Genomic DNA, 16,547 nt, shown 5'->3' on the forward strand with positions numbered 1-16,547 from the left:
CTCAAGGTGCATCGGCCCTGGGGCAGCTACCAGTCGGTCGACAATGGCGAGCGCCACCAGGTCAAGCGCATCGTGGTGAAGCCGGGCGGGCGTCTGTCGCTGCAGAAGCACCATCATCGTGCCGAGCACTGGATCGTGGTCCGCGGCACAGCCCGCGTCACCGTCAACGAGACCGTCAAAAGCGTGCACGAGAACGAGTCCATCTACATCCCGATGGGCGCGGTGCACCGGATGGAGAACCCCGGTAAAATCATGCTGGAGCTGATCGAGGTCCAGACCGGAAGCTATCTCGGCGAAGACGACATCATCCGGATTGAAGACGACTACCAAAGGTCGTAACCAGCACACTCCGAATCACGCGACCCGGGCCAAAAGAGTGGTCTCTTTCAGAGGCTTAAGGCCCGGGAAACGTGTAACTTTTTGAATCAAATCGTGTCCGGACCGCTAGCTCCGCATTCGCCACAAATGTGGCGGCCGTGCTAGAAGCGCCTCGGGGATTTGCGTTGAATCGGGGTTTGCTCAAATGAGTTCCACAGGATCGGCACCGGCAAAGGCCGGCTTGCGCGTCGGCGTCATTGGCGCCGGCGTGATGGGCAGCAACCACGCGCGCGTGCTCGCGGGTCTTCCCGGCGTCAACCTCGTCGGCGTCGTCGATCCTTCGCCGGCACATCGCACCCGGGCGATGGAGCTTGCCAATTGCGCGAGCTTCGAGACGCTCGACCAGCTGCTGGCCGAAGGCGTCGATGCCGTCACCATCGCGGCGCCGACCCATCTGCATCACGAGGTCTCGCTCGCCTGCATCGCCAAGAATATTCACGTGATGGTCGAGAAGCCGATTGCGTCTACGGTCGCGGAAGGCCGCGAGATCGTCACGGCTGCGCAAAAAGCCGGCGTGACGCTGATGGTCGGCCATGTCGAGCGCTTCAATCCGGCGGTCGCCGCCGTCAAGCAGGCGATCGCGGGCGAGGATATTCTGTCGATCGCGATCACGCGCGTCGGCCCGTTCCCGCCGCGCATGTCCAATGTCGGCGTCGTCATCGATCTCGCCGTGCACGACATCGATCTGATCCGCTGGTTCACCGAGTCCGACATCGTCGAGGTGCAGCCGCAATTGTCGAGTGCGGTCGCCGAGCGCGAGGACATCGCGCTCTTGCAGTTCCGCACCGCCAATGGCGTGCTCGCGCACATCAACACCAACTGGCTGACGCCGTTCAAGGCGCGCAGCGTCACGGTCGCGACCCGCGGCAAATACGTGATGGGCGATCTCCTGACGCGCCAGGTCACCGAATGCTTCGGCTTCAAGCCTGATGGTAGCTATTCGATGCGCCATCTGCCGGTCGGCCATGACGAGCCGCTCCGCGCCGAGCTGATCGCCTTCCTCAAGGCCGTGCGCAACGGCGAGACGCCGGCGGTCACCGGCGACGAAGGCGTCGCCAGCCTCGAGATCGCGACGCAGTGTCTGGAAACGCCGTCGCGGCCCGCGGCCACGTCGTCGGCCCGCAAGGGTCCGCGCCGCGTCGCGGGTTGAACTCTTTCCATGTCGACTAGCCAAGAAGGCGCCATGAACCAGCATCTGCGTTCCGACCCCATTCCCTTCATCGACGTCGCCTCGCAGCGCCGCCGGCTCGGCGACTCGCTCGATGCCGCCGTGAAGCGCGTTCTCGATCATTGTCAGTTCGTCAACGGCCCTGAAGTCGCCGAGCTCGAGAAGCAGCTTGCGGCCTATTGCGGCGCCAAGCACGTCATCGGCTGCGCCAGCGGCACCGATGCGATCCTGATGGTGATGATGGCGAAGAATGTCGGGCCTGGCGACGCCGTGTTGTGTCCGTCCTTCACCTTCATCGCGACCGCGTCGCCGGTGGCGCGGACCGGTGCGACGCCGGTTTATGTCGACGTCGACGAAGCCACTTTCAACATGAGCCCGGAATCGCTCAAGCGCGGCATCGCGACCGCCCGCAAGGCCGGTCTCAAGCCGGTCGCGATCATTCCGGTCGATTTGTTCGGCCAGCCCGCCGATCACGACGCCATCGCCGAGATCGCCAAGGCCGAAGGCCTGTTCGTGCTCGACGACGCAGCGCAAGGCTTTGGCGCAAGCTACAAGGGCCGCAAGCTCGGCACCCTGGCGCTCGCCACCGCGACCAGCTTCTTCCCCGCAAAACCGCTCGGCTGCTTCGGCGACGGCGGCGCGATCTTCACCGATGACGACGAGCTCGCGGCGACGCTGCGCAGCATTCGCGTGCACGGGCAGGGCGTCGACAAATACGACAACGTCCGCCTCGGCCTGACCGGCCGGCTCGACACCATGCAGGCCGCGATCCTGATCGAGAAGCTGAAGATCTTCGACGACGAGATCGCCGCCCGCAACAAGATCGCCGAGCGCTACGCGCGCGGTCTCAGCAATGTGGTCACCGTGCCGCGCGTGGCTCCCGGCAATAGTTCGGTCTGGGCGCAGTACACGATCCGTCTACCTGAGGGCACCGACCGCGACGGCTTTGCCGCCGTGCTGAAGGCCCAGGGCGTGCCGACGGCGATCTACTACGGCAAGTCGATGCATCAGCAGACCGCCTACAAGCAGTATCCGGTGGCCGAGGGCGGCCTGCCGGGCTGCGAGAGCCTGTCGCAGGACGTCATCAGCCTGCCGATGCACGCCTACCTGACCGAAGCCGATCAGGAGCGAATCATCGCCGCCGTGCGCGGCGCGCTTTCAACCTGATTTCACCGTTTTGCTATGCGAGCTCTTCCTTTAGAAGGGAACGATGCTCGGACGTATCTTCACGGTTGGTGGCTACACGCTGCTCTCGCGGCTGACGGGATTTGCCCGCGACATCATGCTCGCGGCGATCCTCGGCGCCGGCCCCGTGGCCGACGCCTTTTTCGTGGCGCTGCGGCTGCCCAATCATTTCCGTGCGATCTTTGCCGAGGGCGCCTTCAACGCGGCCTGGGTGCCGGCCTATGCGCACGTCCATGGCGAGCGCGGGGAAGGGGCGGCAAGATTGTTCGCCGACCGCATCTTCACGCTGCTGCTGGCCTCGCAGGTGGTGCTGCTGATCGTCGCCTGGCTGTTCATGCCGCAGGCCATGAGCATTTTGGCCCCCGGCTTTTCCGAGGACGCCGAGCAGCGCAAGCTCGCGATCGAGCTGACCCGGATCACCTTTCCCTATCTGCTGCTGATCACGCTGGTGACGCTCTATGGCGGCATGCTCAACGTGATGCAGCGCTTTGCGAGTGCAGCAGCCGCGTCGATCTTCCTCAATATCTCGATGATGATGACGCTGGCGCTCGCCGCCTGGTTTCCCAGCGCGGGCCACGCCGCCGCCTGGGGCGTCCTGATCTCGGGCTTTTTGCAGTATTTCTTGCTCGCCGGCGATCTCGCCCGCCATGGCGGCCTGCCGCGCTTCGCGCCGCTGAGGCTCGATGAAGACGTTCGCGCTTTCTTCAGGGCGTTGGGACCTGCGACGCTGGGCTCGATGGGCACGCAGCTCGCGCTGTTTGCCGACACCATCATCGCGACTTTCCTGCCCGCGGGCGCGCTGTCGGCGCTGTACTATGCCGACCGCCTCAACCAGCTCCCGATCGGCGTGATCGGTATTGCCATCGGCACGGTGCTGCTGCCGGAGATGTCGCGGCGGATCACGGCCAACGACCATGACGGTGCGATGAAGGCGCAGCGCCGCGCCTTCGATTTCACGCTGCTGTTCTCGGTGCCGTTTGTCGCCGCCTTCCTCACCGTGCCCGACGCGATCATGCGCGCGCTGTTCGCCCGCGGTGCGTTCTCGAAGGCCGATGCCGCCGCCGCCGGCGCCACGCTCGCGGCCTATGCCATCGGCCTCATTCCTTTCGTGCTGATCCGCAGCGCGGTCGCAACCTTCTATGCGCGTAAGGACACGGCGACACCGGTGCGGGCGTCGCTGACCGGCATCGCGGTCAACGTCGCCCTCAAGATCGCCTTGATGGGATCGCTGGCCCAGATCGGGCTTGCGCTGGCAACCGCCGTCGGCGTCTGGACCAATCTGATGCTGGTGCTGTTCTTCGCGGTGCGGCGAGGCTTTCTCGTGCTGGACCGCGCCTGGCTATTGTCGCTCGCCAAATTCCTGCTGACCGGGATCATCCTGGCCGCCGCCTTCTGGCTGATCGCGCGCTTTGGCGGTCCTTCGTTGGGCTCGATGCACTTCCGAGACGAATTGACGCTGCTTCTGCTGGCCGTCGGGGGCACGATCGTCTATGCGCTCGCCATCCTCGCGCTGTTCGGCCGCCGCTGGCTGGTCTCGCTGGTGCGGGGTTAACTTTTTCATATTTTCAAGGCATTGACGGCTCGACCTTGTCGGCACGGGCCAGTCTCGATCGTCCTTGGATGGACACATCTCGGAAGTGCGGCGGATGGACCCTGCACAATTGACGTGATGCCGTCACCTCGAGCCGGCAAAAACCGAACCAGGAGCACTGTTTATGAGGATCACCGTCGAAACCAACGTCGCAGCCCCCATCGATCAGGTCTGGCGCGCTTATACGACGCCGGCCGACATCATGAAGTGGAACGCCGCGTCCGACGACTGGCATACGACCAAGGCGACCGTCGACCTGCGAGAAGGCGGTGTCTTCTCATCTCGCATGGAGGCCAAGGACGGCAGCATGGGTTTTGACTTCGCCGGTACCTACACGAAAATCATCGAGCACAAGCGGATCGAATACGCGTTCGGCGAGCGAAAAGCCGAAGTCGAGTTTGTGCCTGGCCCGAAGGGCGTTCTGATCCGGGTTGTCTTCGATGGCGAATCGACGCACTCGGTCGAGCAGCAGCAAGGCGGTTGGCAGGCCATCCTCGATAGCTTCGCACGATACGTGGAAGCGAAGCAGACGAAGTCGTGAAGGGCTTTGACGGGCGTCGTCGGCTTCGGCGCCCGGCACCCTCAGGTGGGGACTCGCCTCCAGGATGCAGCGAACCTCCACACATCTCTTGATTTTGCGCGATTGCTGTGGTAATCGCAGCGCATGATCAAATCAGTGCGCAAACTCAACTGCATTCACATGACCCGCTTCGGCTGGGCCGTGGAAGGAGTCGCGCGCTAGAATTCGACGACGACATCTTTTCCACCAGGCCCCGCCGGCATCGGACGGGGCCTTTTGTTTGGCCACGCTCCCTGCCGGCACAACAGCAGGAGCATGCGATGCCACCCCAACAGACGAACATCACATCCGAGGCCGAGGGGCTCCCCCTCGAACTTGCATCGACGCGCAGCATTCTAGGCTTGCTCGCGCGATACTGGCGTGCGCTCCAGGACTGGCGCTGGCGGCAGGGCCCACAAATCGCCTTGCGGGACCTGAGTGACCGGGAGCTGATGGATATCGGCCTAACGCGCGGCGAGATCGACTACTTCACGCCGGAACGGGCTATCGATGCGCTGAGAGATCGCGCGTCGCAGCCGTGGGGCCGTGGTGTGATGTAAATGACGATAAATCCTAGCTGAGGCACTAGAAGGACGGCGATCATGACGCCACATTCGGCCGTTGCCCAAGTGGACGCGGACATCCGACGATTGACTGTCGACGACCTGGAGATCTTTCGCGACATTCGCGCGGAGGCGCTTCGGACGCACCCTCAAACGTTTGGTTCTGCTGAAGAGGACGAAGGCGGAGAGGCGATGCTGACTGCCTATCGGCATTGGCTCAGCGGAGCGATCCTTGGGGCCTTCTGGCGGGGAAATCTGATCGGAGTCGCGGGCTTCTACGTGTCGCCAGCTCTTCGGTCGCAGCACAGGGGGCACATCTTCACGGTTTACGTGAGGGAAGACGGCCGAGGTAAAGGAATCGCAGATCGACTCGTCAAGGAGCTTCTTGCCCATGCCGAGGCACGCGTCGAGCAGGTACATCTTGAGGTCCTGCTCGAAGCAACCGCTGCAATCAGGACCTACAAGCGCAACGGATTCGAGGTCTACGGCACGGATCCCGCTGCAGTCCGCATAGGTCATATGACGTATGACAAATACCTCATGGTCAGGAAATTCAGCAATTGAGGGGCGGGGTCGCCCGAAGTCCCCGAGGGCGGCTTCGAATCATCGGCCTTGACAGGCGCGGCCCGCCTAAACCCGTTTGCCTTGCCAGTTTTTCCACGGCAATATGCCGGCAAAACAACCATGAGAAACGGGACGAGAAAATGGCGGCTCCCATCAAGTTCGGCGTTGGCCAAAGCGTGTTGCGCAAGGAGGATGACGCGCTCATCCGCGGCAAGGGCCGCTATACCGACGATTATGCGCCGCAGGCCGCGCTTCGCTGCCTGATGCTGCGCTCGCCGCACGCGCATGCCAAATACACCATCGATGCGAGCCGCGCCCGTGGCTTGCCGGGCGTTGCGCTGATCCTGACCGCCGATGACGTCGCAGATCTCGGCGACCTGCCGTGCCTGTTCAATCTCGAAACCGACCCGTTCAAGGGGCCGCCTTACCCGATCCTCGCCAAGGATGAAGTGCGCCATGTCGGCGATTCCATCGCCTTCGTCGTCGCCGAGACCATCGACCAGGCCCGCGACGCGATCGAGGCGATCGAGGTCAAATGGAGCCCGCTGCCGGCGGTGACCGGCGTCGTCAACGCCGTGAAGAAGGGCGCGGCCTTGGTCTGGCCGGACAAGCCCGGCAACGTGCTGTTCGACGTCTCGATCGGTGACAAGAAAGCGACCGAAGCTGCCTTTGCGAAAGCGCATGCGGTGGCCGAGATCTCGATTGTCAATCCGCGCGTGGTCGCTAACTTCATGGAGACGCGCGCGGCGGTGTGCGAATACGACGCCAAGCGCGACCATCTGACGCTGACGGTCGGCAGCCAGGGCAGCCACCGCCTGCGCGATATCCTCTGCCAGAACGTGCTCAACATCCCGGCCGACAAGATGCGGGTGATCTGCCCCGACGTCGGCGGCGGCTTCGGCACGAAGCTGTTTCCCTATCGGGAATACGCCCTTTTGGCAGTCGCCGCGCGAAAGCTGAAGAAGGCGGTGAAATGGGCGGCCGACCGCACCGAGCATTTCATGGGCGACGCGCAGGGCCGCGACAACGTCACCACCGCAAAAATGGCGCTGGCCGAGGACGGCAAGTTCCTCGCGATGGATTGCGACCTGATGGGCGACATGGGCGCGTATCTGTCGACCTTCGGGCCCTATATCCCGCATGGCGGCGCCGGCATGCTGCCGGGCCTCTACGACATCCAGGCGTTCCACTGCCGGGTGCGTACCATCTTCACCAACAGCGTGCCGGTCGATGCCTATCGGGGCGCGGGGCGGCCTGAGGCTGCTTACGTCATCGAACGTCTGGTGGACGCCTGCGCGCGAAAACTCGACATGACGCCGGATGCCATCCGCCGCAAGAATTTCATCCAGCCGAAGGCGCTGCCCTACAAGACCGCGACCGGCAAGGTCTACGATTCCGGCGACTTCGCCGCGCATCTGAAGCGCGCGATGGAGATCGCCGAGTGGAAGGAGTTTGGCAAGCGCGCCAAGGCGGCCAAGAAGAGCGGCCTGATCCGCGGCATCGGACTTGCGAGCTATGTCGAGGTGTGCGGCACCATGGGCGAGGAGACCGCCAATGTGCGGATGGATTCCAATGGCGATATCACCGTCCTGATAGGCACCCAGTCGAGCGGGCAGGGCCATCAGACCGCCTATGCGCAGATCGTTGCCGAGCAGTTCGGCGTGGCGCCCGAGCGCGTGCACGTCCACCAGGGCGACACCGACATGATCGCCACCGGACTCGGCACCGGCGGCTCGGCTTCGATCCCGTCAGGCGGTGTCAGCGTCGAGCGTGCGACCCGCGACCTCGGCACGCGGCTCAAGGAGATCGCGGCGCAGGCGCTGGAAGCCAGCGCCGGCGATCTCGAGATCACCGATGGCCTGGTGCGTATCGCCGGCACCGACCGTTCGATCTCGTTCGCCGATCTCGCCAAGCGTCCCGGCGTCGATCCGTCGAAGCTCAATGCGAGCGCGACCTTTGCCAGCGCCGACGGCACCTATCCGAACGGCACCCATGTCGCGGAGGTCGAGATCGATCCGGCCACGGGCATCATCAAAATCGTCAACTACGTGATCGTCGACGATTTCGGCATGACGCTCAATCCGCTGCTGCTGGCCGGCCAGGTCCATGGCGGCGCCATGCAGGGCATCGGCCAGGCGTTGATGGAGCAGGTGGTCTATGGCGCGGGCGACGGCCAGCTCGTCACCGCGACCTTCATGGACTACGCGCTGCCGCGCGCGGCGGACGGGCCGGACTTCGTGTTCGAGACCGCCAACGTTCCCTGCAAGACCAATCCGCTGGGGGTGAAGGGCGCGGGCGAGGCCGGCGCGATCGGGTCCTGCCCGGCCGTCGTCAACGCCATCGTGGACGGGCTCTGGCGCGAATACAAGATCGACCACATCGACATGCCGGCGACCCCGGAGCGGGTGTGGATCGCCGTCAACGAGCACCATCGCCGTCACAGCCTGTGACAATCTTCCACGGGAATGAAATCTGCCGAGCGGTGTTGGCCCCATTGAGGGGTCGGCACGATCGTGCAGCACGGCGATCCTGCATCAAGGCAATCCTGCATCAAGGAAAGGGACTTTGCGAATGAAGCGAATGTTGGTTGTTGGGGGCGCGCTCCTGCTCGGCATGGGCGCGGTTTGGGCACAACAGGACTCCGTCAAGGAGGTCCAGACCCTGATGAAGGGCAACGGCAAGAATGCCGGCGCGGTGGCGGCGATGGTGAAGGGCGAGAAGCCCTACGACCAGGCCACGGTGGACAGCGCGCTGGCGCAGTTCGAGGACACCGCCAAGAAGCTGCCGAACCTGTTTCCGGCGAGCGCCAAGGGCATGAAGCCCGAGGGCGACTACAGCGCCTCGCCGAAAGTGTGGGAGGACAAGGCCGGATTCGATGTCAAGGTTGCGAGCTTCGCCAAGGTCGTCGGCGAGGCCAAGGGCAAGATCAAGGATTTGGACTCGCTCAAGGCGAATTTCCCCGCGGTCGGCAAGGAATGCGGCGGCTGCCACGAGACGTTTCGCGTGAAGAACGGCTGAGGCAAGAAAAAGATTCGTAGCCCGGATGGAGCGCAGCGCAATCCGGGAATCCATCCGAGCTGACTGACTGCCCCGGATTGCGCTGCGCTCCATCCGGGCTACTGGGAATCAAGAAGGGCGGCCTGCGAAAGCAGCCGCCCTTTTTATTGCGTCGCGTGTCGCCGCTGGAAATTCTATCCGCAAGGCCTGACGGATCGCTGCCGGAGCAGTTATCTTTGCTCCAGCCGCGGCATTGGCGTGAGCTTTTGACGCTGACGCATCCTGCTCCTGACTGCGTCACGACATCGGGAGTTCCAACCCGCGGCGAGCAGCTCAATCAGCAACAGCGAGACAAGCCATGGTCAAACCGTTCCCGTCGAAGACGCACATCGGCAACCATATGCTGCATCCGGAAACGCTGATGCTGACCTATGGCTACGATCCGCAATTGTCGGAAGGCGCGGTCAAGCCGCCGGTGTTCCTGACCTCGACCTTCGTGTTCAAGACGGCCGAGGACGGGCAGGACTTTTTCGATTTCGTCTCCGGCCGGCGCGAGCCGCCGGAAGGGATGGGCGCGGGCCTGGTCTATTCACGCTTCAATCACCCCAACAGCGAAATCGTCGAGGACAGGCTCGCGATCTACGAGCGCACCGAGAGCTGCGCGCTGTTCTCGTCCGGCATGGCGGCCATCGCAACCACGATCCTGGCGTTCGTCCGCCCCGGCGATGTCATTCTGCACTCCCAGCCGCTCTATGGCGGCACCGAAACGCTGCTGACGAATACGCTTGCGCGTCTGTCGATCGGCGCCGTCGGCTTTGCCGATGGCGTCGACGAAGCCGTGGTCAGCCAGGCCGCGGAGGAAGCCATGGGCAAAGGCCGGGTCTCGATGATCCTGATCGAAACCCCGGCCAACCCCACGAACGGGCTGGTCGACATCGCGATGATGCGCCGTGTCGCCGAGACCATCGGAAAGACCCAAGGCCACGTTCCGATCATCGCCTGCGACAATACCCTGCTCGGGCCGGTGTTTCAGCGACCGATCGAGCACGGCGCGGATATTTCCCTGTACTCGCTCACGAAATATGTCGGCGGTCATTCAGACCTGATCGCGGGCGCCGCGCTCGGTGCGAAGGCGGTGGTGAAAGGCATCAAGGCGCTGCGGGGCGCCATCGGTACCCAGCTCGATCCGCATTCCTGCTGGATGATCAACCGATCGCTCGAGACGCTGAGCCTGCGCATGGAAAAGGCCGATGCGAATGCGCGCCTCGTGGCGGACTATCTGCGCGATCATCCCAAGGTGGCCAAGGTGCACTATCTCGGTCATCACGAGGCGGCGTCGCCGGACGGACTCGTGTTCGCGCGGCAATGCACGGGGGCGGGGTCCACGTTCTCGTTCGACATCGTCGGCGGCAAGGCCGCGGCCATGAAATTCCTCAACGCGCTGCAGATCCTCAAGCTGGCGGTGAGCCTCGGTGGAACGGAGTCGCTTGCGAGCCTGCCCGCCACCATGACTCATTCCGGCGTTCCCGCCGACATCCGCCGCAAGATCGGCGTGCTCGATTCCACGATTCGGCTGTCGATCGGCATCGAACACCCGTCGGACCTGATAGCCGACCTCGCGCAGGCGCTGAACGCGGCCGAACCTGAGGTGTGACGCCTGCGCCAGGGCTACGCGGAATCGAAAAGGGCGGCTGCGATGGCAGCCGCCCTTTTTTGCTGGTCTGTGCGAAGTCTACTTCGTCACCTGACCGCGGATCTCGCCGCCCGGATTGGCCGCGGTGTGGATGTTGACGTAGAGCTTGCCGCCGAGCAGATCGGCGGCCTGCGCGTCGGTCAGGGTCGCCGAGCCCTCGGCCGGGCTGGTGGCGGCGCCTGGAATCGCGACCGCGACGCCAGCGTTCTTGCCGGCCTCGGCGGGTCCGTGGAAATGCGCGGCGGTGGCGGGGCCGGACAGGCCGGAATAGGTGAGCTTCCAGGACAGCTTCTTGCTGGCGGCGTCGTAATCCAGATCGGCCGTTCCGGTGCCGCTGCTGGTCGTTGCGGGGACCTCGGACTTGGCGTCGAGCGTTGCTTTCAGCTTTTCGGCGCTGGCCGAACCCGCAAAAGCAACGGCGCCAAGCACTGACATGGCAATGACGATCTTGTTCATGATTTTTCTCCCTGCTGAACCCGTTTGGGCTGCCAAACTTCCAACAGCCGGCATTTCAGTTTATTCCCGTTTCTGGCCGCGGTGGGCTAAATTCTTCGTGGCTGGAGCCGCGAGGACATCGGTCATAAGCTTCGCCGCGACGACGAAAGGACCGTATGTTGCGACGAACAATCTCCGTGGCGTTGCTCGCCGTGCTCGCTGCAGTGGGCGTCTATTGGTGGCTCAGCGCGCCGGAGGTGGCGGCCGCCGGCACCGCGCCCGCCCGCGCCCCTGATCTTGCCAATGGCGAGGTGATGTTCAACGCCGGCGGCTGCGCCTCATGCCATGCCGTCCCCGACCAGCCCGATCGTCTCAGGCTCGGCGGCGGCGTCGCGATCAAGTCGCCGTTCGGAACGTTCTACGCGCCGAACATCTCCTCCGATGCGACCGACGGCATCGGCAAATGGAGCGAGGCCGAATTCGTCAATGCGGTGATGCACGGGGTCTCGCCGGACGGACGGCATTATTTTCCGGCCTTTCCCTACACGTCCTATCAGCACGCCAGGCGCGAGGACGTGCTCGATCTCTTTGCGTACCTGAAAACGCTGCCGGCCGTTGCAGGCAAGGTGCGCGACCACGACGTGCGCTTTCCGTTCAATATCCGGCGCAACGTCGGCATCTGGAAGTTCTTATTTCTGGACGGCAAGCCCTTCGTCGCCGACAGCGCGAAGTCGCCGCAGTGGAATCGCGGCGCCTATCTCGTCAACAGTTTTGGCCATTGCGCGGAGTGCCACAGCCCGCGCAACGCGCTCGGCGGCATCATGGCCGGACAACGCTTCGCCGGTGGGCCCAATCCGGAAGGCGAGGGGTGGGTCCCCAACATCACCCAGAAGGGCCTCGGCGAGTGGAGCGCGAAGGATATTGCGTATTTCCTGAAGACCGGCGAATTGCCCGACGGCGACAGCGTCGGCGGCGCGATGACGCGGGTGATCAAGAACACCTCGCAATTGCCGGACGACGATCTCGCGGCGATGGCGGACTATCTCAAATCGCTGCCGCCGGTGGACGGTCCGCCGCGTCCCAAGCGCAAGGAGGGCGGCGCCTGATCAGGCCCGCCCTTTCCGGACGGTCAACTCGCGCCAAACGCCTTGAAGGTGATGATGGTGAGGGTGTCCTGGATGCCGGGCAGCACCTGCACCTTTTCGTTGACGAAGTGGCCGATATCGGTGTCGTTGTCGACGTAGAACTTCACCAGCAGGTCGTATTGCCCGGCTGTGGAATAGATCTCGGAGGCGATCTCGGCTTCGGCAAGCGCATTGGCGACCACATAGGATTGGCCGAGCTTGCATTTGATCTGGACGAAAAAGGGAACCATCGCGGTCACTCCGAAAGCATATCTGGCGGCTAATAGGCCAAACCCGGCCGGATTTAGCAAGCGAACTTGCTGGGCTTGGAAAGGCGCGCTAGGACGGGCCATGGCTTCGAAAACGCTGAAGATCGCCCCATGACGACGCCCGTCGCGCTGACCATTGCCGGCTCCGATTCGAGCGGCGGCGCCGGCATCCAGGCCGACCTGAAGACCTTTGCCGCGCTCGGCGTTTTTGGCGCGTCCGCCATCACGGCGCTGACCGCGCAGAACACCCGCGGCGTCACCGGCATTCATGCGGTGCCCGCCGAATTCGTCACCGCGCAGATCGACGCGGTGTTTTCCGATCTCGAGGTCGGCGCGGTCAAGATCGGCATGGTGGCGCAAGCCGCCAGCATCGATGCGATCGCGGCCGCGCTGTCGCGCTGGGCGCCCCGACATATCGTGCTCGATCCCGTGATGGTGGCGACATCGGGTGATCGCCTGCTCGCCTCCGAAGCCGTCGACGCCCTGCGCATCAAACTGATGCCGCTGGCCTCGGTGATCACACCCAATCTGCCCGAGGCCGCGGCTCTGCTCGGCGAACCGGTCGCGGCCAGCGAGGCCGAGATCGAGAGCCAGGGGCGCCGGCTGCTGGCGCTCGGCTGCCGGGCGGTCCTGATCAAGGGCGGGCACGGCGAGGGCGCCGAGAGCATCGACTATCTCGTCGATGCCAGCACCACGATCGCGCTCGCCGCGCCGCGCGTTGCCACTCGCAACACCCATGGCACCGGCTGCTCGCTGTCCTCGGCGGTCGCCGCGGGGCTCGCCAGAGGCGAGGATCTCGAGCGCGCCGTGCGCAACGCCAAGACCTGGATCAGCGCGGCGATCGCGGCCGCCGATCGCTTCAGCGTCGGCCACGGCCACGGCCCGATCCATCATTTCCATAAGTTTTACTGAACGCCGGTCGCGAGCGCGCCGCGGTTCCGGGTTCTTCCGGAGCCGCTGCGACGCCATGTCGCCTGATTGTCGCATGCGACTGATATTCGCGGGGTGGGCGAGGCAAGCGCGATTCGTATCCGAAGGTGCCTCAAAGGTTCAATTGGTCATCCCCCTGTCACGGGACATTGTTACAGGCTGGCGCATGGGAAGTTACGATGTGAGTGACGAGAGCCCGGAGCGGCGCTTTCGCACGTTGTTCATCTCCGACGTTCATCTCGGAGCCCGCGGTTCTCAAGCCGACCTTCTGCTCGACTTCCTGCGTTTCCATGATGCCGACACGATCTATCTCGTCGGCGATATCGTCGACGGCTGGGCGCTGAAATCGAGCTGGCATTGGCCGCAATCGCATAACGACCTGGTCCAGAAGCTTTTGCGCAAGGCGCGCAAGGGCGCCAAGGTCATCTACATTCCCGGAAATCACGACGAGTTCCTGCGCAACTATTACGGCACGCATTTCGGCGGCATCGACGTGGTCGAGAACACCGTCCACACCGGCGCGGACGGCAAGCGCTATCTCGTCATCCATGGCGACATCTTCGACCTCGTGGTGCAGAACGCACGCTGGCTCGCTCATCTCGGCGACAAGGCCTACGACTTCGCGATCCAGCTCAATCGCTTCGTCAACTTCTTCCGGCGCATGTTCAAGGTGCCCTATTGGTCGCTGTCGCAATGGGCCAAGCAGAAGGTCAAGAACGCGGTCAACTATATCGGCGCGTTCGAGCAGGCGCTCGCCGCGGAAGCGCGGCGCCACGACGCCGACGGCGTGATCTGCGGCCACATTCATTACGCGGTGATCCGCGACGAGGGCGGCATCCGCTACATGAATTGCGGCGACTGGGTCGAGAGCTGCACGGCGCTGGTCGAGCACGACGACGGCCATTTCGAGATCATCACCTGGGCGGATCAGGCCGAGAAGCCGGCACAGGTCCCGCAGGTCGCAGCCAGAGCTGCATGACAAGGCTAGCCTGATGCGCATCCTGGTCGCAACCGACGCCTGGCACCCGCAAGTCAACGGTGTGGTTCGGACGCTGACCAAGCTTGCTGACGGTGCCAAAAGCTTCGACGTCGAATTCTCGTTCCTGACGCCGCAATCGTTCCGCACCTTTGCGATGCCGAGCTATCGGGACGTGCGGCTGGCCATGCCGCGGCCGGGCAGAATCGCGAAGCTGATCGAAGAGGCGCACCCGGACAGCATCCACATCGCGACGGAGGGTCCGATCGGCCTGATGGTTCGGCGCTATTGCCGCCAGCGCAAGCTGCCCTTCACGACCAGCTTCCACACCCGCTTTCCCGAATATGTCCGCGCCCGCGTGCCGGTGCCGGGCTCGCTGATCTGGCGGGCGCTGCGCCGATTCCACAGCCCCAGCCGCGCCGTGATGGCGGCAACGCCGGCGCTTGCTTGCGAGCTGACCGAGCGCGGCTTCGACAATGTCGTGCTGTGGCCGCGCGGCGTCGACACCCATCTGTTCCATCCCCGCGCGATCGACCTGTGCCTGCCGGCGCCGGTGTTCCTCTCGGTCGGCCGGGTCGCGGTGGAGAAGAATCTCGAGGCGTTCCTCGACCTCGACCTGCCCGGCACCAAGGTGATCGTCGGCGACGGTCCGGCGCGTGTCGCGCTGGAGGAGGCCTATCCGGCCGCGATCTTCCTCGGCGAGAAGCACGGGGAGGAACTGGCGGACATCTATGCTGCCGCCGATGTCTTCGTGTTTCCGAGCAAAACCGACACCTTCGGCCTCGTCCTGCTCGAAGCGCTTGCGAGCGGCCTGCCGGTCGCGGCGTTTCCGGTGAAGGGGCCCCGCGACGTGATCGGCGATGCGCCGGTCGGCGCGCTCGATCACGATCTGCGCAGCGCCTGCTTCGCCGCGCTGGACATCTCCCGGCAGGAGTGTGTCGAATTCGCCGCCAACTACACCTGGGAGGCCTCGGCCCGGGCCTTTATCGACAGCATTTTGGCGGTCGGTGCGGTGCTGCCGGGCCGGAACGGGGCGGAGCCGGCGCGATTCGTCGCCTGAGAGCCCAGAATGCTCGCGCGGAGATGCCTTGCCCGCGCCTCATCCGCCGCGATAACATCAGGCATGACAGAACAGCTCCTTCCGATCGGCCCTGCCGATATTGATGCCGCAGCGCGCGTGATCGCACCCTTCGCCGTCCGCACCCCGCTGCTGTCCTTTCCCGTGCTCAACGAACGCGTCGGCGCAAAGGTCTATCTCAAGCCGGAGATGCTCCAGCGCACCGGCTCGTTCAAGTTCCGCGGCGCCTTCAACAAGGTCGCCTCGATCCCGCAGGACAAGCGCGCCGGCGGCGTCGTGGCGTTCTCCTCCGGCAACCACGCCCAGGGCGTGGCGGCGGCGGCCAAGATCCTCCACATGCAGGCGACCATCGTAATGCCCGCGGATGCGCCATTGTCGAAGCGCGAGCGCACCAAATCCTACGGTGCCGAGGTCGTGCTGTACGACCGCGACCGCGACGACCGCGAGGCGATCTCGCGCGGCATCGCCGAGAAGCGCGGTGCAACGCTGGTCAGGCCCTATGACGATCCCTTCGTGATCGCCGGCCAAGGCACCGCCGGCCGCGAGATCGCCGAGGACATGGCGGCGCTCGGCCTCAGCCCCGACATCGTGGTGGCGCCAGCCTCCGGCGGCGGCCTGATCGCCGGCGTCGCAACGGCTGTGAAGGCGCGTTTTCCGCTGGCGCAAATCGTCGTCGCCGAACCCGAGGCTTTCGACGATCACGGCCTGTCGCTGACCGCAGGTCATCGCGAGCCGCACGGGCCGGCAGGCCGCACCATCTGCGATGCGCTGATGGCCCTGATCCCCGGCGAGATGACGTTCGCGATCAACAGCAAGCTGCTCGCGCGCGGCGTGACCGCGTCGGACAAGGAAGTCGGCGCGGCCGTGGCGTTTGCCTATCGCGAGCTGAAGCTCGTGGTCGAACCGGGCGGAGCGGTCGGCTTGGCCGCGCTGCTTGCGGGACGACTTGATGTTGCCGGCAAGAACGTCGTCATCGTGCTCTCCGGCGGCAATGTCGACGCCGATCTGTTTGCGGAGCTGGTGGCCTGATACTCTAA

At 64.5% G+C, this 16,547-nt stretch carries 17 protein-coding genes; 15 read left to right on the forward strand and 2 right to left on the reverse strand.

The window, feature by feature from the left end:
• The 10 genes from AC0L3J_RS32245 to AC0L3J_RS32290 form a co-directional block, all read left to right on the forward strand.
• The coding region (locus AC0L3J_RS32245; protein WP_473349737.1) for a cupin domain-containing protein at positions 1–339 on the forward strand (339 nt) is incomplete at its 5' end.
• 184 nt (positions 340–523) lie between these two features.
• Positions 524–1,528, forward strand: coding sequence for a Gfo/Idh/MocA family protein (locus tag AC0L3J_RS32250; RefSeq protein WP_247287417.1), 1,005 nt, complete (start codon positions 524–526; stop codon positions 1,526–1,528).
• 33 nt (positions 1,529–1,561) lie between these two features.
• Complete coding sequence (locus AC0L3J_RS32255; RefSeq protein WP_473349738.1) at positions 1,562–2,713, forward strand: DegT/DnrJ/EryC1/StrS family aminotransferase; 1,152 nt, start codon at positions 1,562–1,564, stop codon at positions 2,711–2,713.
• A 43-nt stretch (positions 2,714–2,756) separates the two neighbouring features.
• Positions 2,757–4,283 carry a murein biosynthesis integral membrane protein MurJ gene (gene murJ, locus AC0L3J_RS32260; protein ID WP_473349739.1) on the forward strand — a complete coding sequence of 509 codons (1,527 nt, stop codon included), beginning with the start codon at positions 2,757–2,759 and terminating at the stop codon, positions 4,281–4,283.
• A gap of 163 nt (positions 4,284–4,446) precedes the next feature.
• Entirely contained in the window at positions 4,447–4,863 is a 417-nt protein-coding gene (locus AC0L3J_RS32265) for an SRPBCC family protein (protein WP_473349740.1), read from the forward strand.
• 299 nt (positions 4,864–5,162) lie between these two features.
• Positions 5,163–5,441: a DUF1127 domain-containing protein gene (locus AC0L3J_RS32270; RefSeq protein WP_473349741.1), complete on the forward strand. Its 279-nt coding sequence runs from the start codon at positions 5,163–5,165 to the stop codon at positions 5,439–5,441.
• A 42-nt stretch (positions 5,442–5,483) separates the two neighbouring features.
• Positions 5,484–6,008, forward strand: coding sequence for a GNAT family N-acetyltransferase (locus AC0L3J_RS32275; protein ID WP_473349742.1), 525 nt, complete (start codon positions 5,484–5,486; stop codon positions 6,006–6,008).
• Between the two features lie 140 nt (positions 6,009–6,148).
• Positions 6,149–8,458, forward strand: a complete 2,310-nt coding sequence (locus tag AC0L3J_RS32280) for a xanthine dehydrogenase family protein molybdopterin-binding subunit (RefSeq protein ID WP_473349743.1) — start codon at positions 6,149–6,151, stop codon at positions 8,456–8,458.
• 121 nt (positions 8,459–8,579) lie between these two features.
• The gene (locus AC0L3J_RS32285; RefSeq protein ID WP_473349744.1) at positions 8,580–9,026 is read left to right on the forward strand and encodes a c-type cytochrome; all 447 of its coding nucleotides are present in this window, start codon (positions 8,580–8,582) and stop codon (positions 9,024–9,026) included.
• A gap of 337 nt (positions 9,027–9,363) precedes the next feature.
• Positions 9,364–10,659, forward strand: coding sequence for a cystathionine gamma-synthase family protein (locus AC0L3J_RS32290; protein WP_473349745.1), 1,296 nt, complete (start codon positions 9,364–9,366; stop codon positions 10,657–10,659).
• Positions 10,660–10,737: 78 nt separating this feature from the next.
• Here the strand turns inward: AC0L3J_RS32290 and AC0L3J_RS32295 are convergent, their stop codons facing one another.
• The gene (locus AC0L3J_RS32295; RefSeq protein WP_456769099.1) at positions 10,738–11,154 is read right to left on the reverse strand and encodes a CHRD domain-containing protein; all 417 of its coding nucleotides are present in this window, start codon (positions 11,152–11,154) and stop codon (positions 10,738–10,740) included.
• A gap of 155 nt (positions 11,155–11,309) precedes the next feature.
• Between AC0L3J_RS32295 and AC0L3J_RS32300 the strand changes: the two genes are divergently transcribed.
• Positions 11,310–12,239 carry a c-type cytochrome gene (locus AC0L3J_RS32300; protein ID WP_473349746.1) on the forward strand — a complete coding sequence of 310 codons (930 nt, stop codon included), beginning with the start codon at positions 11,310–11,312 and terminating at the stop codon, positions 12,237–12,239.
• Positions 12,240–12,262: 23 nt separating this feature from the next.
• Here the strand turns inward: AC0L3J_RS32300 and AC0L3J_RS32305 are convergent, their stop codons facing one another.
• On the reverse strand, positions 12,263–12,508 hold the full coding sequence (locus tag AC0L3J_RS32305; RefSeq protein ID WP_007602021.1) for an Lrp/AsnC ligand binding domain-containing protein: 246 nt from the start codon (positions 12,506–12,508) through the stop codon (positions 12,263–12,265).
• A gap of 129 nt (positions 12,509–12,637) precedes the next feature.
• Between AC0L3J_RS32305 and thiD the strand changes: the two genes are divergently transcribed.
• The 4 genes from thiD to AC0L3J_RS32325 all read left to right on the forward strand — a co-directional run bounded on the left by thiD (position 12,638) and on the right by AC0L3J_RS32325 (position 16,539).
• Positions 12,638–13,438 (forward strand): bifunctional hydroxymethylpyrimidine kinase/phosphomethylpyrimidine kinase, encoded by an 801-nt coding sequence (gene thiD, locus AC0L3J_RS32310; protein ID WP_473349747.1) that lies wholly within the window; start codon positions 12,638–12,640, stop codon positions 13,436–13,438.
• 184 nt (positions 13,439–13,622) lie between these two features.
• Complete coding sequence (locus AC0L3J_RS32315; protein WP_007602023.1) at positions 13,623–14,435, forward strand: UDP-2,3-diacylglucosamine diphosphatase; 813 nt, start codon at positions 13,623–13,625, stop codon at positions 14,433–14,435.
• A gap of 13 nt (positions 14,436–14,448) precedes the next feature.
• Positions 14,449–15,492, forward strand: coding sequence for a glycosyltransferase family 4 protein (locus tag AC0L3J_RS32320; RefSeq protein ID WP_473349748.1), 1,044 nt, complete (start codon positions 14,449–14,451; stop codon positions 15,490–15,492).
• Positions 15,493–15,555: 63 nt separating this feature from the next.
• Positions 15,556–16,539 (forward strand): threonine/serine dehydratase, encoded by a 984-nt coding sequence (locus AC0L3J_RS32325; protein WP_473349749.1) that lies wholly within the window; start codon positions 15,556–15,558, stop codon positions 16,537–16,539.
• Positions 16,540–16,547 lie beyond the last annotated feature (8 nt).

The organism is Bradyrhizobium sp. Kon37, from assembly GCF_055807535.1.

Excerpts from the sequence above, each read along its gene's own strand:
- AC0L3J_RS32250 (WP_247287417.1), top strand. The coding sequence starts at position 524 with ATGAGTTCCACAGGATCGGCACCGGCAAAGGCCGGCTTGCGCGTCGGC.
- AC0L3J_RS32255 (WP_473349738.1), top strand. The coding sequence starts at position 1,562 with ATGAACCAGCATCTGCGTTCCGACCCCATTCCCTTCATCGACGTCGCC.
- murJ (WP_473349739.1), top strand. The coding sequence starts at position 2,757 with ATGCTCGGACGTATCTTCACGGTTGGTGGCTACACGCTGCTCTCGCGG.
- AC0L3J_RS32265 (WP_473349740.1), top strand. The coding sequence starts at position 4,447 with ATGAGGATCACCGTCGAAACCAACGTCGCAGCCCCCATCGATCAGGTC.
- AC0L3J_RS32270 (WP_473349741.1), top strand. The coding sequence starts at position 5,163 with ATGCCACCCCAACAGACGAACATCACATCCGAGGCCGAGGGGCTCCCC.
- AC0L3J_RS32275 (WP_473349742.1), top strand. The coding sequence starts at position 5,484 with ATGACGCCACATTCGGCCGTTGCCCAAGTGGACGCGGACATCCGACGA.
- AC0L3J_RS32280 (WP_473349743.1), top strand. The coding sequence starts at position 6,149 with ATGGCGGCTCCCATCAAGTTCGGCGTTGGCCAAAGCGTGTTGCGCAAG.
- AC0L3J_RS32285 (WP_473349744.1), top strand. The coding sequence starts at position 8,580 with ATGAAGCGAATGTTGGTTGTTGGGGGCGCGCTCCTGCTCGGCATGGGC.
- AC0L3J_RS32290 (WP_473349745.1), top strand. The coding sequence starts at position 9,364 with ATGGTCAAACCGTTCCCGTCGAAGACGCACATCGGCAACCATATGCTG.
- AC0L3J_RS32295 (WP_456769099.1), bottom strand. The coding sequence starts at position 11,154 with ATGAACAAGATCGTCATTGCCATGTCAGTGCTTGGCGCCGTTGCTTTT.
- AC0L3J_RS32300 (WP_473349746.1), top strand. The coding sequence starts at position 11,310 with ATGTTGCGACGAACAATCTCCGTGGCGTTGCTCGCCGTGCTCGCTGCA.
- AC0L3J_RS32305 (WP_007602021.1), bottom strand. The coding sequence starts at position 12,508 with ATGGTTCCCTTTTTCGTCCAGATCAAATGCAAGCTCGGCCAATCCTAT.
- thiD (WP_473349747.1), top strand. The coding sequence starts at position 12,638 with ATGACGACGCCCGTCGCGCTGACCATTGCCGGCTCCGATTCGAGCGGC.
- AC0L3J_RS32315 (WP_007602023.1), top strand. The coding sequence starts at position 13,623 with ATGGGAAGTTACGATGTGAGTGACGAGAGCCCGGAGCGGCGCTTTCGC.
- AC0L3J_RS32320 (WP_473349748.1), top strand. The coding sequence starts at position 14,449 with ATGCGCATCCTGGTCGCAACCGACGCCTGGCACCCGCAAGTCAACGGT.
- AC0L3J_RS32325 (WP_473349749.1), top strand. The coding sequence starts at position 15,556 with ATGACAGAACAGCTCCTTCCGATCGGCCCTGCCGATATTGATGCCGCA.